Source organism: bacterium (assembly GCA_037147175.1).
In the GTDB taxonomy this organism is placed as follows: Bacteria; Cyanobacteriota; Vampirovibrionia; order Gastranaerophilales; family UBA9971; genus UBA9971.
Genome location: JBAWVS010000001.1, coordinates 71,514 through 93,147 on the forward strand (window position 1 = coordinate 71,514; position 21,634 = coordinate 93,147).

16 protein-coding genes are annotated in these 21,634 nt (G+C 33.8%); 5 read left to right on the forward strand and 11 right to left on the reverse strand.

Going from position 1 to position 21,634, the window contains the following annotated elements; translation table 11 throughout:
* Positions 1-58 precede the first annotated feature (58 nt).
* The 5 genes from WCG23_00400 to WCG23_00420 all read right to left on the reverse strand — a co-directional run bounded on the left by WCG23_00400 (position 59) and on the right by WCG23_00420 (position 8,152).
* A complete protein-coding gene (locus WCG23_00400) occupies positions 59-2,455 on the reverse strand; it encodes an AAA family ATPase (GenBank protein MEI8388319.1) in 2,397 nt (798 codons plus the stop codon).
* Positions 2,456-2,468: 13 nt separating this feature from the next.
* Positions 2,469-3,614, reverse strand: a complete 1,146-nt coding sequence (locus tag WCG23_00405) for an exonuclease SbcCD subunit D (protein ID MEI8388320.1) — start codon at positions 3,612-3,614, stop codon at positions 2,469-2,471.
* A gap of 6 nt (positions 3,615-3,620) precedes the next feature.
* Entirely contained in the window at positions 3,621-5,606 is a 1,986-nt protein-coding gene (locus WCG23_00410) for an ATP-binding protein (protein ID MEI8388321.1), read from the reverse strand.
* Between the two features lie 63 nt (positions 5,607-5,669).
* Complete coding sequence (locus WCG23_00415) at positions 5,670-6,731, reverse strand: hypothetical protein (GenBank protein MEI8388322.1); 1,062 nt, start codon at positions 6,729-6,731, stop codon at positions 5,670-5,672.
* Positions 6,732-7,561: 830 nt separating this feature from the next.
* A complete protein-coding gene (locus WCG23_00420) occupies positions 7,562-8,152 on the reverse strand; it encodes a TetR/AcrR family transcriptional regulator (protein MEI8388323.1) in 591 nt (196 codons plus the stop codon).
* 116 nt (positions 8,153-8,268) lie between these two features.
* Here WCG23_00420 and WCG23_00425 point away from each other — a divergent pair, with 116 nt between their 5' ends.
* From WCG23_00425 to WCG23_00445, 5 genes are read left to right on the forward strand one after another with little or no spacing between them, the layout of a single operon-like run.
* Positions 8,269-8,928, forward strand: coding sequence for a hypothetical protein (locus tag WCG23_00425; protein MEI8388324.1), 660 nt, complete (start codon positions 8,269-8,271; stop codon positions 8,926-8,928).
* Positions 8,929-8,937: 9 nt separating this feature from the next.
* Entirely contained in the window at positions 8,938-9,984 is a 1,047-nt protein-coding gene (locus tag WCG23_00430) for a 3-oxoacyl-[acyl-carrier-protein] synthase III C-terminal domain-containing protein (GenBank protein MEI8388325.1), read from the forward strand.
* A 5-nt stretch (positions 9,985-9,989) separates the two neighbouring features.
* Complete coding sequence (locus tag WCG23_00435; GenBank protein ID MEI8388326.1) at positions 9,990-10,577, forward strand: NAD(P)H-dependent oxidoreductase; 588 nt, start codon at positions 9,990-9,992, stop codon at positions 10,575-10,577.
* Between the two features lie 3 nt (positions 10,578-10,580).
* Entirely contained in the window at positions 10,581-11,348 is a 768-nt protein-coding gene (locus tag WCG23_00440; protein ID MEI8388327.1) for a ubiquinone/menaquinone biosynthesis methyltransferase, read from the forward strand.
* Positions 11,348-12,559, forward strand: coding sequence for a U32 family peptidase (locus tag WCG23_00445; GenBank protein ID MEI8388328.1), 1,212 nt, complete (start codon positions 11,348-11,350; stop codon positions 12,557-12,559). The genes WCG23_00440 and WCG23_00445 overlap by 1 nt, the downstream gene beginning before the upstream one ends.
* A gap of 18 nt (positions 12,560-12,577) precedes the next feature.
* Here WCG23_00445 and WCG23_00450 read toward each other — a convergent pair whose 3' ends face one another.
* The 6 genes from WCG23_00450 to WCG23_00475 are packed head-to-tail and all read right to left on the reverse strand — an operon-like array spanning position 12,578 to position 21,571.
* A complete protein-coding gene (locus tag WCG23_00450; protein ID MEI8388329.1) occupies positions 12,578-15,739 on the reverse strand; it encodes a multidrug efflux RND transporter permease subunit in 3,162 nt (1,053 codons plus the stop codon).
* A gap of 3 nt (positions 15,740-15,742) precedes the next feature.
* Complete coding sequence (locus WCG23_00455; GenBank protein ID MEI8388330.1) at positions 15,743-16,921, reverse strand: efflux RND transporter periplasmic adaptor subunit; 1,179 nt, start codon at positions 16,919-16,921, stop codon at positions 15,743-15,745.
* Between the two features lie 41 nt (positions 16,922-16,962).
* Positions 16,963-18,192: an ABC transporter permease gene (locus WCG23_00460; GenBank protein ID MEI8388331.1), complete on the reverse strand. Its 1,230-nt coding sequence runs from the start codon at positions 18,190-18,192 to the stop codon at positions 16,963-16,965.
* 25 nt (positions 18,193-18,217) lie between these two features.
* The gene (locus WCG23_00465) at positions 18,218-18,913 is read right to left on the reverse strand and encodes an ABC transporter ATP-binding protein (GenBank protein ID MEI8388332.1); all 696 of its coding nucleotides are present in this window, start codon (positions 18,911-18,913) and stop codon (positions 18,218-18,220) included.
* A 1-nt stretch (position 18,914) separates the two neighbouring features.
* Entirely contained in the window at positions 18,915-20,078 is a 1,164-nt protein-coding gene (locus WCG23_00470; GenBank protein ID MEI8388333.1) for an efflux RND transporter periplasmic adaptor subunit, read from the reverse strand.
* On the reverse strand, positions 20,075-21,571 hold the full coding sequence (locus WCG23_00475; protein MEI8388334.1) for a TolC family protein: 1,497 nt from the start codon (positions 21,569-21,571) through the stop codon (positions 20,075-20,077). Before WCG23_00475 ends, WCG23_00470 begins: the two co-directional genes overlap by 4 nt.
* Positions 21,572-21,634 lie beyond the last annotated feature (63 nt).

Sequence of the window (21,634 nt, forward strand, 5' to 3'; positions counted from 1 at the left end):
TTTTACAAATCTTTACAAAAAGTTTTTGTAAGAAAGAGAGAAAGGCATTAAAATTTGCTTAATTTCGGATAATTTTACTGGAACCTTTTTCAGTATTATATTCTATGGTAATTATATTGTCTATTTCATTTTTTATGTCTTCAATATGAGTAATTAAAATTACCTGCTCGAAGTTATTTATGAGATTTCTCAATAAATTTACTACGTTATTCCTCCTATTTTCGTCAAGAGAACCGAATATTTCATCCAAAATTAATAAAGACAGAGTTTTACCTGATCGTTGTGCAATTATTTGAGAAATAGCAAGCCTTACACAAAGATTAACAAGGTCTTCTTCTCCTCCTGAGATAACCGGCTTGATTTCACCGTCATCATGAAGGCATATTTCATATTTTTCGTTTAATTCAAGCTCTGAATATCTTCCATCAGTGAGATCTACAAGAAATTTGCTTGCAAGTTCCGAAATCTCAGGACGTGCCTGATTGTTTAATTTTTCCCAGAATTGACCGTAAAATCTTTCTAATTCGATAAGCAGGTCTAATCGTCCTTGTTTTTCTTTTATATAATTGAGTTTTTCCTTGTTGGAATCTTCCTGTTTTTTAATCCATTCAAGCTTATCTTTTTTATTTATTTCTTGCTCTTCAATTTTACCAAGTTCATTTTTTAAATTATAAAAAGACTCTTTTGTTAATTGAAAAGCCTTTTCGATTTTTAAAAAGCTGTCTTCTGAATAATTAAATTCTTTTAATTCTTTGTCAGCTTGCTTTTTTTTTGTTTCTATTTCTTGTTTCACTCCTATTGAGTCTTGAAGCTCATTTTTAATTTTGTCAAAGTCAGCTAACTCGGCATTTAACGTTAAAATTTGTTCGTAATTATTTCTAAGAGGAAGAATTTTTTCTCTTAAGTTGTTTAAAGTCTTATTATCAAATCCTTCCGGTATTTTTACCAGTTCTTCCTTGATTTTTATTTTTTCAAGAGTTTTAGTTTCAATTTCATTTTTTATAATTAAAAATCGTCTTTTTTCTTCCTCATACTGACCCTGAAAGTTCATTAACTCAGCGTATTCTTTTTCTTTTTGTTCTTTTTTCTTTTTAAATTCAGTTAATTCAGCCGAATTAACATTCAATTTTTCGTATTCTGTCTTTAAAATTTGTATTTCTTTTTCTAAAGTCTTTATCTGGTCTTTAAAATTACCTGTAACTTTCTCAAATTCTCCTTTTAAGGTCCTTTCACAGGTAGGACAAATCCCTTCTTCACCTTTGTTCTTAATCAAAGAAAGTTGTTTTTGCGTTTTTTCCACTTCTTTCTGCTTTTGAGAAATTAAAACTTCGTTTTCTTTTTTACATGCAGTGATTTTCGTTTCAATTTCCTTGATTTTTTCAATTAAATCGGAAATTTCTTCCTTAATAAAAGGTATTTTATCTACAATAAGACGTTTTTCTTTCCCTGACTTAATAACTTCTTCCTGTTGAAGAGTTTTTTCTTTAATTTCTTTGTCTAAACCCTCAATTTTAGAAAGATAAGTTTGCCGTAATGCTTCTTTTTCCTGTAATTTCTCTAATTCCTTGATTTTGAAGTCTGTTTCTTTGTACTCTGTCTCAAATTTACTTATTTCTGCAAGAATTTTTGATTTTTCTTCCAGATTTTCAAATTTTTCCTTTAAAGAAACAATATTTTTTTCCATAAAAGCACTTTTTTCTGTCAAAAATTCGATTTCTCGAGTATTTTTGTCAAATTTTTCCTTAATTTCTTTAATTTTTTCCCATTCAGGTTCAATTTTAGCAATTTCATCGGTGCATTTGTTAAATTCTTTTTGCTTCGCGACTAAATTGTTATTAATTTCTTCCAATTCGGCTCGGGCAATCTTTTTTTCTTCTTTAAGAGAATCCAAATCAGCAATACCTTGCTTTAATCCTGTTATTTCATAGTTAATACTATTTTTATCAGTTCTTATCTGCTCTTGAATTTCTCTTATCTTTTCATAGTTCAAAACTTTGGAAATAAATTTCCTTCTTTCAAGCGGTTTCTGGTTTCCTAGAAAATTTAGCTCTTTCTGACCTGTAAAATAAGTATTAAAAAACTCATCTTTTGTCATTCCCAGTTTGTCTGTCAGGTATTTAGTAACTTCCTGCTGTGTTGTAACAATCGGAGCCTGATTGTCTCCCAAATAAAGCTCTGCTTTGTCCAGAAATCTTTCAATTCTGAAAACCTCGTCATCAAGGTAAAAAATAAGTTCAACCCTGACTTTTGCTCTTGCTTTAGCCTTATTAAACTTTATTGTGTCCTTATTTCCTCTAGCAGCATCAGTTCCATATATTGACCATGTTATTGCTTCAAGAATAGTACTTTTTCCGGCACCATTAGTGCCGTTAATTATAGTAATGCCGTCTGTAAACTCTATAAAAGAGTCTTCATGCTGCCTGAAATTCTCAAGTTTTAATGATTTAAGCTTCATAAAAAATATCTTATCATATACTTACAGCCTTTAAATAATCTTTTGCCAGATTGTTAAACATTTCCTGATTCAACCCCTGCGCCAATTCAAAAACATTTAACTCTGCATCAAGTGCTTCATGAAGGTTTTTTCGTTTTTCGACAGGGTTTCCTTCCTTGTCAAAAGTCAGATTCACGTCCTTTTTTATGAAATTAAGCATGAAATGAACTGCTTTTTTTCTGTATTCCCTGATTTTAGTGTAATTTAGATTTCTTATCGCCAGAGGGTCTATGTTATCAAGGGTTATTCTAACTATAGAATTTTCAAAATCATTTATTTTTGCTACTTCTTCATCAATATAGGCGTTAATTTCCTCTGCGGTGAGAGTATCCGCATTAATTTTTTTTATATCAACCACTGTTCTTGGTGTTTGGAGCGGATGAAACGTTATTTTTTTTGTTTCAAGGTTATATTCAATGAAACCTTTAGGGTCTTTGGCTTCTTGCCAAATATTTGAGCTGGTTCTTTCTATCGCTCCAGAGTAATATATGTTTTCTTCAAGCTCTGTATATTTGTGATAGTGCCCCAGAGCTACATAATCCCACTCTGAACCGTTAATCTTCTCTGAATCAACAAGTTCTTCGGAGCTATGTTTGGATAATTCAGGGCATTTTACGCTGTTATAAGAACAATGCATAGTCAAAACATTGTATTTATAACCTCTATCAGGAGTTAAAGTTGTTTTATTGAGTTCATACAAAGCATTATGCGGAATGCATAAAATGCTTGCATTTAAATTCTCGAAGACAACCTGTTCAATTTGCCCATCTACAACTTTAACATTTGGAATGGTAGTTTCAAGAAGTTTTAGAATACTTCCTGATTCCACCGACTTTGAAGACTCATGGTTGCCTGAAATTAGAACTATAGGAGCATTGCAGTTTTTTCTGAAATTATTAAGAAGCTTAATCGTCAAATAAATTGTGGAATTGCTCGGTCTTGGCTTGTGAAAAATATCTCCCGCCATCAAAACAAGGTCAGGTTTAAGTTCTGAAACCTTATCAAGTGCTTCTTTAAATGTTTTGACAACATCTTTTTCCCGAATATTCAAGCCTTCAGGACTTAATTTATTATATGACCTGTAGCCCAGATGCAAATCGGCAAGATGAATAATTTTCATAGTGTTTTACTCTTTTAACCAGTCGTCAATATCTGTATTGCCTACCGATGGAGAAAGTTTTTCTTCAAAGCTTTCTCTTTGAGGCTTTTTTCGCAATATATTTTTAAAATATTCGAGAGGATTGTCTTTGCCTTTCCTCTCGGTTTCATTGAAAGCCCTTTTTACTTCTTCTTTATCGACATCGCAAATAGCGTTTTTAATATCATTCGCTTTGATTTTATGGTCAAGGCGTTTGAAATTAATAATCATTGCATCTTCAAAATTTCTTTCCGCTACGGGAGGAAACTTTTTAGAGCCGTCCTGACTTGTCATAAAAGGCGGGCGCGGGAATCTTACAAAGATATACTGATTAAAATGCGGATGCCTGATGAGAAGTTTCCCTTTTTCAAGTACTGTTAATTCGGCTTTAATACTTGAAGGCATGACACTGTAGCCCTGAGAAGCCAGTTCGTCCATGTCCATACGTCCGTAAATACTTGTTCCGCAGTTTCCGACAATTCTTTTGTGAACCTGTGATTTAAACTGCTGTGCAGAAAAGAGGATTAAGCCCAAGTATCTTCCTCTTTCGGAAATTTCCAGCAGGGTTTGTTTGAGATAAGAATTTCCAGAGTCGCCGGAAGCGTATTTATTAAGCTCATCCACAAAAATTATGACCTTATCAACGCCAAGTTTCTTGTTTTCAAGCTGTTCTTTCAGTTTTTCAACAGTTCTGGTAAACACCAAATCCTGAGCAATAGGAATCATTCCTGCTATATCTACAACATAAACCCCTTTGTCTTTAAATTCTCCCCATGGTAAGTCATGCATGGAAGAATCATTAGTCACAAGTCCTTTGCAGCGGGTTTTTATGTTCATAAGCCTGTTATAAATTTTTCTTATTGTAGGGATTGCATGCCCTCTCCACTGTTGTTTCCCTTCGCCGTTGCCTTTTTCTTCATCTCCTGCTTCTGCGAAAATCCTCTGAAACCATTCTTCAAGGTCGTTAAAATTCTTTATTTTCTTATGTACGCAATAATGAGAATCCGGTTTATCTTGATTTATCACTTTTTCTTTCATGAAAGAAAGAAAAGCATCCGCCTTTGCATCGATATCATCATTGTTTAAAAGCACCTGCACATGGTCAAAAATCTCTTCCAAACCCCAGCTTAATGGATTTACGTTGTGCATAAGGTGATCATTTGTTCTTAAGGTGTTTAAATTTACTCCGTCATCCTTATAAGGAGCGTAATATTCAACATTTTCAAAAGCATTTACTTCCATACCAAGCTTTTTATACATTTCTTTTTCTTCTTCAGAAAGATTTTCCGCAGGCTGGTCAAGAAACAAAAGGTCATAACCTTTTACATTAAAAAGAACCGTAGCAATTTTTTCATTGTTATCGCTCTGATACTTTTGAAAAATGCTGCTCAAAAGGAATTCTATAATGCTGGTCTTTGTTGCAAGCCCTGAAACTCCTGTAACATTCAAATGTGCGGCTTCCGGCCCTAAAAGGAAATTAGAATCAAGATAAACAGGAGATTGGTTTTCCCCGTTTACGTAAAGCCCGACAGGGATTTGGGAATCTTCAAATTTATCCATTCTCAGGGATTTTTTTACGTCAGCATCCTCCGCCAGAAAGACATTTCCGATCGGGACAGGCTGAATAGGTTCTTCAGGTTCCATTTTTAAGACAGATGCCGTGTAATACCTTATTTCCGGTCTTTCTGTCTGGGCAAGGCGGTTTTCTTGAGGCTCCCTATCGGCACTTATGTAATCATGCATCGGTGATTCCAGGTCGGTGTAGCTTATGCCTTCATTTACAATTCCGTAAATCGTTCTTTTGTATTCCGCATTTTTTTTATCGGAATAAACCCTGTCGCTCTCAATCTTGACAATGGTTCCAATTCCTACAGGAGAGTCAAGATTTGTCCAAAAACTGAAAGTCTGTGCAGTATTAGGCTTTTTTTCAGTTGCAACAACTCTTCCTATAACTTTATTTTCTGTTTCGTTCATATTAAAACCTTATTTTTATACTTATAATAATACTTTAACAATATAAATTTTGTTATAAAAAAATCAAGAAAGACTTTCAATCATTGTCCAACCGGGAGCTTTTGCTTTCAAATAGTCTTCGCAGTATTTAATGGGATAAATCATCCTATCCCAACGTGAAGCAGGAAATCCGACTGGTTTTGTTTCCAGCAAAATCCATGAACTTATCTCATCAACTCTGCTAATAAGTTCTTTTTTAGCTGGAATTTCTACTCTTACAATCCCAAAATCGTTTACACCATTGCGTTTGTCATGGTGCAGTCTTAAATACCATGTAAAAATATCTTTTTTCTTCCCTGTTTTATCATATGGTTGAAAAACGCTTGAACGTTGACCTTTCTCCATAGAATAAAGTTCACACATCTTTTCAAAAGGGAAATAATAAACTCCGTGAGATTTGACTATTCCTGCAATATTTGAACTTTCCAGAATATTTTGGCTTTTAGTATTCAAAGTCCCGTCCACAAAAAGCCAGCCGTCTTTAAATTTTGAGTCCAGCCATTTATTTGTCAGTTTATCTTCAATTTTTCTTCTTTTTTCCTGTATTTCACTGTGAGCCTGTTGGATAAATTCATCGGGGAATACGGGATAGGCTTTTCTTTTTCCCTGATTTGGAATTATGCCGACATTTTTATAATTATTTTTTATTTTTTCGATTTCTTTAAGCTCAAAATAGTGTGAAGGGCAATTATTATTTTCTTTCACAGGAATATAAAAAATTCCCTCCCCTATTTCTAAGTCTGTAGAATGCAAAGTTTTATCAGTCCTTTTTAAAACTGCCGCTCCGACATAACCGTAAATAACAGGGATAGTCCGAAGATAGCAAAGTATTTTTTTTCTTTCAATTCCGTCAAGAAAATAAGAAAACCCTGAAGCAGCTGTTTTTATTTGAATTTTTTTAAATTTTAATTCTCCGCAGGGTTCATCTTCTTTTATAATGTCTGCTTTTCTTTGTTCAAAATCATTTTCAGGTTTGGAAAAGTTATCATTTTCGGAATTAAAAAAAGTTTTGGGGATTTTTATATCTTCCCCGTTAAGTTTTTTTTCTTTTATAAAACCCTGAAAAATTTTTAATTCTAAAGTCATTTAAAACCCTTCTCTTTTGAATTAATTTTAAGGCTTATTATAAAATTTTGAAAGATATTTTTTAAATGAACTTCGCCGATATTTTATTATTTGTAATGACAAAAATATTTTGATTTTAAAATAATATAAAAATTTGCAAAAAAAATGCCGCTCTTTTTGGGGCGGCTACTAGACTCGGGGGAGGAGGTTTGGGTAGGGTCTTTATGACCTTACTTTTACTATATCGGTATTTTATTTTAAAACTTTAATGTTTTTTTAAAATAAAAAGGGAAATTTTTATTCCTGTTATTGAGCAAAAAAAATGCCGCTCTTTTGGGGCGGCTACTAGACTCGGGGGAGGAGGTTTGGGTATGGTCGATTAGGACCTTACATTATTTGTTTCGACATTCTTTTATAAAAACTTTAATGATTTCCTGCTTTTGTTACAACATCTTTACAAAAAAACTCAACTTAAAATAATATTTTAATTAAAAATTTTTTAAAAAAAATACTGAAATTAAAAGAATTTTTAGACCCGATTAATGCCCGACCGTTTAAATTAATAACTCTTCAAAATAACATTATTTTTGAATATTAGACAGGCAGGTTATATAAAATTTTTGAATATTAAACAAAAATTAAACAGTATAAACAGTCGTTTAGTTTACCGTTTAAATACATGAGTATATTTTTGTAGGGAGGAAAAATGAGTAACATTGCGGATGGTTTTTTAAGAATACTAAAAAGTCACTTATATTTGTCATTTCCGATTATTTTGATTTCTATTCTTAATACTTTTATATTTATGTTTTTATTTAAAACTTTTTAAGCAAATAAACATGTTTTGAACTTTATTTATTTTTCGAATTGTTTAATATTGTTAAAACGCTTTTTAGATGCTCTTCCAGTTCTTCTTTAGAAACATTATCCCTTACACCAAATAGAATTTCATTGTAATATTTACCTTTTAATAGCGAAATTAAATGATCAGCATATTTTGAGGGAGAAGAGACCTGTATTAACCCTTTTGCTGCGGCTTTTGAAATAAATTTTTCCAGCATAATGTAGGTTATCGAAGGGCCTATGTTATAAAAATTCTTTGTTATGTTAGGATTAGTAGCCATTTCGCTTAAAACTATGCGATGAACCGCGCATAATTTCTCGTCGATTACAAGTTTTAGAAAATTTTTGCAAAATTTTTCCAGTAAAATATCAAAATTTTCTTCAGTAACTTCTACGTCTTCAATATCTTTATAGTATTTTTTGCTTTGATTAATCACAATTTTTTGCAAAATAATTTGTTTATTTTCAAAATTATTATAAATAGTTTGCTTGGAAACACCTGCTTCTTTCGCCACTTCATCCATAGAAGTGTTATTATAACCGCATTTTAAAAATAATTTAAAGGCGGCATTAAATATTAACTCTGATTTGTTTTTCATAATAATTCGCATTTTCTAGTTCATTGGATCATTTTACAGAAAATAGACTTGACAGTCCAGTCCACTTTCTGTAGTCTTAACAATATTCTTAATAATTTTCAAATGGAGAATAAAAAATGATTAAAAAAAGAGCATATTTTTTTATTTGCTTAATTGCATTGATGTCTAATGTGGGTTGTCTTGCCGTCAGTGCATTTAATTTAATTTCTTTTGATGAAGAAATAGCGCAAATTCGTTATAATGTAACTGCTATCGAACATATATATTCCAAGAACGATAATGCAGGAAAAACCAGAGCGTACGAAGAACTTATCAAAAAAGCCGATAAATTAGTTGTACAATATCCTGATAGGGCAGAACCCTATGTTTGGGAAGGAATAGCTTTATCTGCTCAGGCAAAATACAAAGGAATCGGAGCAATATCAAATGTAAATACAGCAAAAGCGTTGTTGGAAAAATCAGTAAAAATTAATCCCGATGCTTCGGGTGCGGCAGGGCTGAATGCCCTTGGAATGTTGTATTATAAAGTTCCTGCATGGCCTGTTAGCTTCGGTAATGATAAAAAAGCTCAAGAATATTTCTATAGAGCCCTATCAATATCTTCCAACCTCGATACAAATTATAGATACGGTGAATTTTTATTGGAAGAATCCAAAATAAAAGAAGGACTGAGTTATCTTAATAAAGCTTTAAATTTCCCCTTAAGGTCAGGCAGAAAAGAAGATCCGTTAAAAAAAGAAGATATTAAAAAACTAATTGAAAAGTATAAAGGGTAAAAATAAAGTATGACGTGTGTGATAAAAACAAATACTTTGCTTCCTGAATATAAGCATTCTGAGCAGGAAGCCATAGAACAATATAAAAATTGGGTATCGGAAAAAAGCCAATCGTTTCAAAACAAAGCAATAAAAATCTTTGAAAGTGCTGTTATAAAAGAAAAACATACAATTGCACCTGCTGAAGTTCTTTTTAGCAAAAGAACTTTTGAAGAAACAAATAATTTATACAAAGAAAAAGCAGTGGAATTTGGAACAAAAATTTTAGCGGATACATTGCAAAAAACAGAAATTAAACCTGAAGAATTGGACTTTATCATAACCACATCCTGTACAGGGTTTATGATTCCTTCATTTGATACTTATGTGATTAACAGTTTGGGATTGAGAAAAGACATAAAGAAGCTTCCGATAACCGAAATTGGTTGTGCGGCAGGAGCATCAGCATTAATTTATGCCAACGATTTTTTAAAAGCATATCCTGATAAGAAAGCAGCTGTTATTACTCTTGAATTTCCTAGTAATACAATCCAGTTGGATGATTATAGCTGGGATAATATTGTAGGGACAGCATTATTTGCTGATGGAATAGGATGCGCAATACTGGGAGAAAATATTCGGGGGTGTCCTGAAATTATTGATTCACAAATGCATCAGGTGGTCGATACAACTGAAATTTTAGGTTATAACATTACAAACACAGGTTTGAAAATGAATCTCGATAAAACTATTCCGAATGTGATTGAAGAACATTTTGAACAGATAGTTTCGGATTTTTTAAACACAAATGGCTTAAAAATAGAAGATGTAGACCATTTTCTGATTCATCCGGGCGGAATAAAAATTCTTAACAAAATTGAAAATATTCTTTCTAAATATAATAAAAATGTCGATATTTCCAGAAAAATTATGGAAACATACGGCAATTTATCGAGCAGTACAATACTTTTTATTTTAAATGAATATATGAATAATACTGCCGCTGGAGAAACTGCTTTAGTATTGAGCTTTGGTCCCGGATTTTCAGCGCATCAGTTACTTTTAAGATGGAATTAAAAAAAATGAACAAAAAGAAAAAAATATTATTAATAGACTTACACCCTGACAGTCAAAGTTTTTGCTCTGTTATGGCACAAAAATACGTAGACGGTGCTATTGCTTCAGAATTTGAGGTGAAAATTATCAAGGTCAGAGAATTGAATTTCGATAATGTGCTTCATTTCGGTTATAGAGAAATTCAAGCTCTTGAACCAGACTTGATTCAAGCACAGGAAGAAATTAAGTGGTGCAGCCACCTTGTATTTATCACTCCAGTGTGGTGGGGCTCTATTCCTTCCAGTGCAAAGGGCTTTATTGACAGAGTTTTATTAAGCGGATTTTCTTATAAGTTTGATATAAAGAAAAAAAGACCTGTCGGTTTACTGAAAAACAGGTCGGCAAGCGTGATTTATACACAGGGAGCGCCTTTTATTTACAGCAAATTTTTTACAGGAGATGCCTTCTGGAATTTTATGAAAATTTGTATTCTTCAGTTTTGCGGCTTTTCAAACATTAAAAGAAAATGCTTTGATAAAGTAAAGTCGGGAACAGATAAAGAAAGATTGAAAATTTTAAACGAAACTTATGAACTTGGAAAAAAAGGATTTTAAGATATGACTATTCATGACAACAAGTCCAAATTACAACTTCTGGAAGATGTGGGATTTGTAAAATATTTTACCGGAAACTCATGGAGTGAGTATAACAGGAAATTTTTTGATAATCTTGCCAAAAAATATGATGCCACAAACGCTTTGCATAGCTTTGGCACGAAAAGTATTATTGACAAAAAATCAATTGAAAAAATCCATTTTCCTGTAAACGCCTCTGTGCTTGATTTATGTACAGGAAGTGGAGATATCTGCATTAGGATAGCAAAGAAACATCCTGATTTTAAAATTATAGCTCTCGATGCATCGGAAAAAATGCTTGAAATAGCAAAACAAAAAGCAAAAGGCTGCAATAATATTGATTTTGTAAAAGGTGACGCCTTAAGCCTGCCTTATGAAGATAATTCATTTGATGTTTTAATAATAAGTTTCGGACTTCGGAATCTTGAAAATATTCAGGCAGGACTTAAAGAAATGCAAAGAGTTGTAAAATCCGGCGGTTATGTAGTTAATATTGATCAGGGAAAACCTGAAAATCCTGTCTTTAAAGCTCTTTATCAAGTTTATTTTTACGGCATAGCTCCATTAATAGGGAAATTAATTTTTCATATGGGAGAATTTAATTCTTTCAAATATTTGCCCGAATCTAACAAATATTTTCCTTCCCAGCAAGAACTTGTGAAAATTTTTGAAGAAGTCGGATTTAAAGATATAAATAATTACAATTACTGGCTTGGCGCGATTTCTCAACAAATTGCGAGGGTCGAATAATGAAATTATCGATTGCTACAAATTTTGATAATGAATTAATAGAACAAATAAAAGATTATCCTGTCGAAGAGCTTTATGGAAAACTTTCAAAGGACTTTGTCGGAGGAGGAAGATCTTCCTATATGCTTGCACCTGTTGAAAAAAACATATTAGTAGAACATATAGCCCATGCAAAAAAATACAATATAGGATTCAATTATCTTTTGAATGCAAGTTGTATAGATAACCTTGAAACAACCAGAGATGGGCAGAAACAAATCAGAAAATTGCTGGACTGGCTTACAAAAATAGGCGTAACTTCACTTACTGTGTCGACTCCATTTTTATTGCAGACAATAAAAAAGAGTTATCCGCACTTTCGTGTGAGAATTTCTGTTTTTGCGTGTGTTAATAACCTTAGAAAAGCACAATACTGGGAAGAAATGGGTGCAGATATAATTGCGCTTGATTCGCATGTATTAAACAAAGATTTTAAAACACTCAAGCTTTTAAAAGAAAAACTTTCCTGCGGGATGGAAATTTTGACTAACGGAAATTGCCTTATGAATTGCATGATGGCTCATGTGCATCCGAATTTAATGGCTCATAGCTCGCAATCAAAGCATACTTCCGACGGATTTGTTATAGACCACTGTTTTTTGTACTGTCAAAAAAAGAAAACGGAAGAACCCGCAAATTATTTAAAGTCAGACTGGATACGCCCTGAGGATATACATTACTATGAAGAAATAGGCTATGAAAACTTTAAGCTGGTAGAAAGAAATATCAAAACGGAAGAAATGGTAAAAAGAGTAAAAGCTTATTCCAATCGTTCTTATGACGGAAACTTACTTGATTTGGTTCAGGGGTTTGGATTTAAGGACCAACAAAAACTTTCAGCAAATTCAAAGTTTAATAAACTGGCATTTTTCTTTAAACCTACAAAAATTAATATGTTTAAATTAAATAAAATTAAAGAACTCTGCACAAGAAAAGGAATGTTGTTGCCGCTTAAATCTGTTCCCGTTTATATTGATAACAAAAAACTGGATGGATTTATTGAACCTTTTTTAAAAAGATCCTGTATGGATTTAAATTGCGGGATTGACTGCAAACATTGCGATTACTATGCCGACAAAGTTATCACAATTGATACTGCATTTCAAAAAGATTGTATTCAACTCCATAAAGATATAGATGATGATATTTATTCAGGAAAAATGTGGAAATAATATCCGAATTTTTATAAATTATTGATATTTATTTTCGTTGTCATTTGAGGAATCCAGTGTTTCTCCTGTAGGAGCAATAGTTTTATTCTTCCTGAAATTTTCCCTTAAAGACAGAACTAAAATATAAAAAACAGGAATAAAAAGCAGGTTTAAAACTGTTGAAACCAGCATTCCGCCAAATATAGCTGTTCCCATAGACTGACGGCTCGCAGAACCGGCTCCGGTTGATAAGACTAACGGCAAAATACCAAGCATAAATGACAGTGATGTCATTAAAATGGGGCGAAAACGAATGGCTGCTGCCTGCATTACCGCATTTTTTATTGATAATCCTTTTTCATGAAGCTGATTTGCAAATTCAACTATTAAAATAGCGTTTTTGCTTGCAAGACCAATCAGCATAACCATACCAATCTGACAAAAAACGTCATTTTGAAACCCGCGTGTAAATTGTGCCAATAATGCCCCAAAAATAGCCACCGGTACAGCCATTAAGATTATAACAGGATTCATAAAGCTTTCATATTGGGCTACAAGTATTAAAAATATAAATATAAAACTTAAAGCAAAAATAAATGTGGCTTTAGAGCCTGATTCCATTTCTTCTAATGCAGTTCCAGACCATTCAAAAGACATTCCCTGAGGGAGAACTTTTTTGGCAATAGACTCCATTTCCTTAATCGCTTCGCCTGAACTGCGTCCAAAGAAAGGAGAGCCGTTTATTTCAGAAGATCTGAACAGGTTGTAATGACTTATTGTCTGCGCAGTATATGTTTGTGAAGTTGAGATAAGGTTTGAAAGCTGAATCATAGAGCCGTTTTGTGAACGGACATAGAATTGACCGATATTGTCAGGATTGTTTCTGAATTGCTGATCAGCCTGAATATAAACTCTGTATACCTTGTTAAGATAGTCAAAATCATTGACGTACATTGAACCTAAAAATACTTGCATAGTCGTATAGATGTCCTGCAAGGAAATATTTAATTGTTTTGCCTTGAATTTATCAACTTTAACCATTACCTGTGGGTTGTTTGCACTGAAACTCGAAAAAAGACCGAGCAGGACAGGTGATTTGCTTCCTGTCGCAATGACAGACTGAGTTGCCGAACTTAATTCATTAAGAGTATGTCCGTCCTCATCTTTAATTTCAAACTGAAATCCTCCGATATTTCCGACACCTTGAATTGCAGGCGGTTCAAACGGCATAATAATAGCGTTCGGTATTCCCATGAGTTGACCTCTGAGTCTGTTTACAACGGCATTTACAGAATGTTCATTGCCGCTTCTTTCCCTGAGAGGTTTTAAGGAAATAAACTGGATGCCTTTATTAGGTCCGTTTCCCATAAAGCTAAAACCTCCTATGGAAACGGCATAAGCAATTTCAGGAGTTTGACGATAAATATATTCGGCCTGATCAAGAACTTTTTCAGTTTGAGAAAGAGAAGACCCTTCAGGTGTTTGAATAATTGAAACAATAAATCCCTGATCTTCATTTGGAACAAAGGCTGAAGGAACTATTTTGAACAATAAATATGTTGCTCCGATTAAAAGACAAAATATAGTCAAAGTGGGCTTTATATGCTGAATAACAAAGTTGAGTAATTTGTTATAAAAATTTCTGGTATTTTGAATAAAAATATTTACTTTGTCAAAGAACAATGATTCTTTATGTTGATGAGAAATTAATAAAGCCGCCAAGGCAGGGGTTAATGTTAATGCATTAAATGTCGATATTGCGATAGAAAAGGCAATTGTGAGAGCAAATTGTTTGTACAGCTGACCGGTTACTCCGGGGAAAAAAGCAATCGGGACAAAAACGGCTATAAGTACAAGAGATGTTGCTATAACTGCGCTAAACACTTCTTTTGTTGCTTCTACTGCTGCTATAGCAGGAGGCATGCCCTTTTCTTTTATAAAACGTTCAATATTTTCAATAACAACGATTGCATCATCAACAACAAGACCTGTTGCCAGAGTTATTCCAAACAATGTAAGTGTATTTATCGAGAATCCAAAAAGCTTCAAGAAGGCAAAAGTTCCTATTAAAGAAATAGGTATTGTAATTGCCGGAATAATAGTTGTTCTCCAGTTTTGAAGAAAAATATAAATTACCGCTATAACAAGTAAAATTGCGCCTAAAAGAGTGAAAAGAACTTCCTTGATGGACTCATTGACAACTTCTGTCTCATCAACAATTTGCTTGTACTTCAAACCTGCAGGAAAGCTTTCAGAAATCTTTTGCATTTCTTTTTTTACATTATTGCTGACTTCCAACGCATTGGCATTTGGAAGCTGGAAAACACCTAAAGCAATAAATTCCTGCCCCATAAATTTGGCTGTTGAAGAATAGTTCTCTGCACCGAGTTCTGCATAACCGACATCGCTTAATCTTACAAAACTGCCGTTTGAGCCTGTTTTTATTATAAGATCATTAAATTCTTTAACAGTTTGTAATCTTCCGGAAGTTTTAACACTCATTTGTATTGATTGATTGCTGTTAACGGGGGGTTGACCTATTTGACCCGCTGCTACCTGAATATTTTGTTCTTGAAGAGCTTTAATCACGTCACCGGCGATTAATAATCTGGCTGCAAGTTTCCCCGGATCAAGCCAAAGTCGCATTGCATACTTTCTTTCTCCGAATATATTAACTGAACCAACGCCTTTTACCTGTTTTAACCTGTCTTTTATAAAACGATCCGCATAATTGCTTATGAAAGAATTATCGTATTTGCCGCCATCCGAGTATAAACCGTAGATTAAGAGCATTGCGGTTGAATTTTTTTGAATGCTGATGCCGGTTGATTTAACTTCAGCAGGGAGTCTTGCCTCTGCCATTTTTACCCTGTTCTGTACTTCCATCAAAGCCGCATCAAGGTTTCTGTTCAAATCAAAGACAATATTAATAACGCTTGTTCCATCGTTACTGCTGCTGGAAGTAATATATTTCATTCCTTCTACGCCGTTAATTTCCTGTTCTAAAGGCGTAGTTACAGAAGATTCAACAGTTTGTGAATTAGCTCCGATATAATTTGTTGTTACTGTGATTTGAGGGGGAGCGATTTGTGGATATTGGGCAACAGGAAGCATCGGAATACAAATAGCACCTATTAACAGAATTATTGCAGAACAAACTCCTGCAAATCGTGGTCTTTTAACAAAAAAATCTATAAACATTGATTAATTACCTTTTTCAATAATTGCGACAGGAGCGCCATCCATTAATTTCTGTATTCCCTGTGTTACAATTTGCTCACCTTGAGTCAAACCGCCGAGAATAACGTATTTGTCACCTTGAATATTACCAAGTTTAACCGGTTTTTGTTTTACAAAAGGCTTTTTGTCTTTTAAATTAACGACATATACAAAGTCCTGACCGCCAAAATTAACTATTGAACCTGTCGGAACTAAAATTCCTTTGATATCACTGTAAACAACCCGTGCTTTAACTGATTGATCGGCTTTTAAAATCCCGTCAGCATTAGAAATAATTGCTTTAACTAAAATTGTTTGAGTGTCTTTATCTATAACAGGGGATACAAAAGAGATTTTTGAACGTTTGATTACATTATTGTCGTTATCTAAAATCTCAACAGACAAGCCATTTTTAACATCAAACACCTTGTCTGAAGGCAATCCGACATTGGTTTCCAGCGTATCATTTTGTGTAATGCTTAATAAAGGCGTGGTTGGATTTACATAACTTCCTGTTTTTACCGGAATATCGCCAACAATTCCATAATAAGGAGCTGTAATTTTGTAATATTGAAGCTGTAGTTGCTGTTCTTTAATGGCAAAATCGGCTTTTTCAATTTCTGCTTTTTGCGCTTCAATTTGTGCAGCATTAGCCTCAAGATCAAATCTGGCTTTGTTATAGCTGTCAGTATATTTTTCTAAATCCTGCTTACTGACGGTATTCTTTGAATATAAAGCTTTATATCTTTCATACATTTGTTTGTTATATTCAAAATTTGATTCTGAAATTTTTCTTTGAGCCTGATAATTATAAAGAGCTGCCTTTGCCGCAGAAACATTTGCCTGACTTGAATTTAAAACTGATTCCTGTTTGCGTTTGTCAATAAGCATTAATAATTGACCCGCTTTGACATGTTCACCTGCTTTAACGTAAATATTCGCAATTTGACCCGAAATTTGGGGTTGAAGAACAACCGAATAGCGAGAAATAAGATTTGCCTGATAGATCTCGGAATTTATAACTTTTGATGCTTTTATAACAGTTGTTTCTACCGGCATGGGAGGCATTGCCCCCATAAACGGAGGTTTGTTGCATCCTGTCAAACCGATTAATGAAACAATCATTAATGAAATTAAAGTTAATTTATTTTTAGCGCTATTCATATTTATTTAACTCCTGTGTTTTAAGAAACAAGTATAATACGTTATTCATACCTGAGGGCATCTATCGGGCTGAGCAAAGAGGCTTTGTATGCAGGATAAAACCCGAAGAAAATACCCACTACCCCTGAAAATCCAAATGAAAGAATTATTGATAAAGGCGAAACCATTGTAGGCCAACCGGCAGCAGATGAAATTAAGTTCGCTCCGAGTATGCCGATTAAAATTCCGACAATGCCACCTGATAATGACAGCATGAGGGCTTCTATAAGAAATTGAAGGCGAATATCCCATGTTTTTGCGCCTATTGCCATTCTTATTCCTATTTCTTTCGTTCTTTCAGTGACAGAAACAAGCATTATGTTCATAATTCCTATACCTCCGACAAGCAAAGAAATAGACGCAATTGCTCCAAGCAATAAAGCCATTACATTTGATGCCTGTTGAGCCATTTGCATCATCTGAGTGAGGTTTCTTATGCTAAAATCATCTTCCTGTTTCAGCCCAATATGATGTTTTTCTTTTAATAAAGCCGTTATTTCTTCTTCCGAAGTGCTTAAGGCTTCTGCATTATTTGCTTTTACCATAATAATCCTGACCATTCCTGGAAATTCAGAGCCAAAAAGTTTTTTCTGCCCGGTTGTCAGAGGAATATAAATCCCGTCATCCTGATCTTGACCGACCATAGATTGTCCTTTTCTTTCAAGAGTCCCTATAACTTTGAACGGAATCCCTTTTATCCTGATGATTTTTCCAAGAGGATCAAGGTCGCCAAAAAGGTTTATAACAACAGTTTGCCCTAAGATACAAACTTTTGTGGCATTTTTTACGTCTTCATTAGTGAATATATTGCCTGAAGAAAGTCCCCAATCTCTAATATCAAGTAAATTAGGGGTTGAGCCTATAATTTGTGTAGACCAGTTCTGGTTTCCGAATACAATTTGACCTGTGCCCGAAACAATCGGAGCAACATTAGCAACAGAAGAACATTCTTTTTTTATAGCCTCGGCGTCTTTTACTGTTAAAGTCGGTTTGCTGCCCATGCTCATTCTCGTTCCTCCGGAAGTTGTTGCTCCAGGCATTACGATAAGAAGATTACTTCCCATTGTTGAAATCTGGTCTGAGACTTGCTTGCTTGCTCCAGAGCCTACTGCAAGCATTATTATAACGGCGCTAACCCCTATAATTATCCCGAGACTGGTCAGGATTGAGCGCATTTTATTGACTTTTAGGGCTCTATATGCAATTTTTATCGTGGAAGAAAGGTCAATCATAATTATTTGCTTTTTCTCTCTTTTATTACCGGTATTTGGTTTTAATTTCGTCGCTTACAACGTATCCGTCTTTAAATCTTATAATTCTTTTCGAATATTCGGCAATTTCTGGCTCATGAGTTACCAGAATTATGGTTTTTTTTGATTCCTTATTAAGTTTAACAAACAGTTCCATTATTTCACAGCTTGTTTTTGTGTCCAAGTTTCCTGTGGGTTCATCTGCCATAATTATAGGCGCATCATTAACTATAGCCCTTGCTATTGCCACTCTTTGTTGCTGCCCGCCGGAAAGCTGATTAGGTGTATGATGAATCCGTCCTTCAAGACCTACTGTTTTAAGGGCTTCTGTTGTTTTAATTTTTCTTTCAAATAAAGATTTGCCGCTGTATATCATAGGCAGTTCAACATTTTCCATTGCAGAAGTCCTCGGCACAAGGTTAAAACCCTGAAAAACAAACCCTATCTTTTCGTTTCTGATGCTTGCAAGTTCATCTCTCTTTAAATTGCTTATATTTATGCCGTCAAGCAGGTATTTTCCTTCTGTAGGTTTGTCAAGGCAGCCGATAATATTCATAAAAGTTGACTTGCCTGAGCCGGATTGTCCCATTATTGAAACAAAATCGCCTGCTTCAATAGATAATGAAACATCTTGAAGCGCATTAACCTCAACATCGCCCATTATATAGGTTTTTCTAAGCTGACTTGTACTTATAAGTGACATACTACCGCATTCCCATTCCCATTCCCTGAGGTCTGCTTTTTTGCCCTTTTGCTTTATCTATTTCGTGTATAATCACTTCTTGACCTTCATGGAGCTTTCCTGAAACTATTTCAATGTTTTCTCCGTCGCTGATGCCTGTTTTTATTTTAATTCTTTCAGGTTCTTTATTTTTTAATATCCAGATTCCTTGATCTTTATATTTAGGGGCATCCTCGTCAGTATTTGGAGTAAATCTCAAGCCTGCATTAGGAATCATCAATATATTTTTCTTTTTAGAACTAATTATAGACACATTTGCGGTCATACCCGGTTTAAGTTTCAGGTCTTTGTTATCTACATTTACGACAACATCGTAGGTAACAACGTTTTGGACAGTTGTCGGAGTGATTCTTATTTGCTTTACCTTTCCTTTAAAAGTCATATCGGGATACCCGTCGAGAGTATATTCAACATCCTGATTGAGTTGAACTTTGCCTATATCCGCTTCTGCCACGTTTGTGTCAATCTGCATTTTTGTTAAATCTTGTGCTACAAGGAATAATGTCGGAGTTTGAAAGCTTGCTGCCACAGTTTGACCGACATCTACGTTTCTTGTAATAACTATACCGTTAACAGGTGAGATGATTCTTGTATATCTTAAATTTGTCTGATTGTTTCTTAATGCCGCGGAAGCCTGTGCGATTTGCGCCTGTGCTGAAGCTATCTGAGCTTTGTCGGAATTATAAGTTGTTTCCGCCAGATCAACCTCGCTTTTGGAGATAAAATTTCTTTCATACAGCGATTTATTGCGATTATAAGTTTTTTCATCGTTTATTAAAATACTTTTTATCTTTTGAAGATTTGCCTGAGCATTGTATACATTTGCGCTTCCTTGAGCCACCTGGGCTTCAAAGATAGACGGATCAATCTGAGCCAGCAGCTGACCCTTTTTTACGGGAGAATTAAAGTCTACATACAAGTCTTTAATGGTTCCTGAAACCTGGGTTCCAACGCTGATGCTGGTTACGGGATTTACTGTTCCTGATGCGGTAATTGATTCAATTATATCTCCTTTAGCAACAGGTTCTGTTTTGTATTTTACAGGGCTTTTTGTTCCTTTAATTATAAAAATCGACAGAGAAACAATTGATATTAAAACGATTATGCTGATAATTATTTTTTTCATTTTACCCCCATTGCATTTTCAAGGTTTATGTATGCTGTATTATAATCATAAAAAGCTTCTACATAAGATAATTGAGCATTATTGTAACTTATTTCCGCATCATTAACTTCTATAGAACTTCCAACACCCACTTTATACCTTCCGTTAGCCAAATCAAAGTTTTCCTTTGCCTGTTTAACTGTTAATTCTGTAATAGGTATTCTTTTTTCCGCTTCCGTAAGACTTATATATGCCTGTTTAACCTGTAAATATATATTCTGTTTAAGTATTTCAATGTTTAATTTTGCAATATCCAGATTTGTTCTGGCTTCAGCTACTTGATTTTTTGTTAAAAGCCCGTTAAAAACAGGAATATCAACATTTGCGCCGAAAGACCAGCCGTTATCAAGAGGAAATTTCTGACCGCCGATGCCATAATTTGCATAACCTGTTAAAGCAGGGTAATAGTCTTTCTGAGCAAGTTTTATTGATTCGTTTGCTATGGTTTCTTTTGTTATTAAAGATTTTAAATCATAGCGATTCTCAAAAGACTTTTTAAGAGCTTCTTCGAGAGTTATATCGAATTTTTTAAAAGAAAGATCGCTGATAATACTGTGTTTTTCAACTGCTGATTTTAAAACAGTACCTTTAGCTGCTGATTCTATGTTGTTTTTGGCTTTATATGCTATTTTTATATCTTTATTTGTTATGTTTTGGGGTCTATTAAAAGTAATAGTGTCTGCAACATCATATTCCGGAGCATCAAATATTCCCATTGCGTTGTTTAAAGCGGCTATTGCTGTTTTGTACGAATCTGTTGCTTTGATATAATTTAATTTTGCATTGCTAAGATTGACTTCTGCTGTTGTTACGTCAATTTTTGACCTGATTCCTATTTCAAAAAAAGCATTTGCCTGTTTTAAATGTTTTTCGTACTGATTAATAGACTGTTCAAAGATATCCCTGTTTATTTTTGATAAAAGTGCGGAATAATAAGCCTGTTTGACATTATATGCTATTTGGACTGTTTTATCTTCAACATCAGAGGTAGCCGCATTTAAATTCAATTTTTGAATGTTAGTTTTTGTAGGTGTTTTCCCAAAATCATAAATAAGTTGATTTACGCTTATGTTACCGGAATACTGGTTGCTGTTTTTGTCAATTGGTGAACTTGTAATGGCATTTTGTCTGCCATAACCTGATGATACATTTAATTGAGGGAAATAATTTGATTTTGCTTGACCTATTTTACTTTGATAAATTTTTGTTGTGCTCTTGGCAAGATCGATATTAGGATTATTTTGGAAAGCTATATCAAGACAGCGTTCTAAAGTAAGGACTTCATTTTTTTTTATGGTGAGATTTGTTGTTTCTTTAGCAGGGGAGATAGCCTGATTTTCGTGTGCTTTCCCTGATGCTGATTTGGAAAGCTGTAAATTGTTTTCTGCCAATGCTTGAAAATTCAGGACAAAAATCGATGAAATGCTTAAAAATGTTATTATGACTTTATTCACGAAAAATTTATATCTCATTTTAATTAGCCAATAAATTAATTTTAGTACAAATCCATAATAATA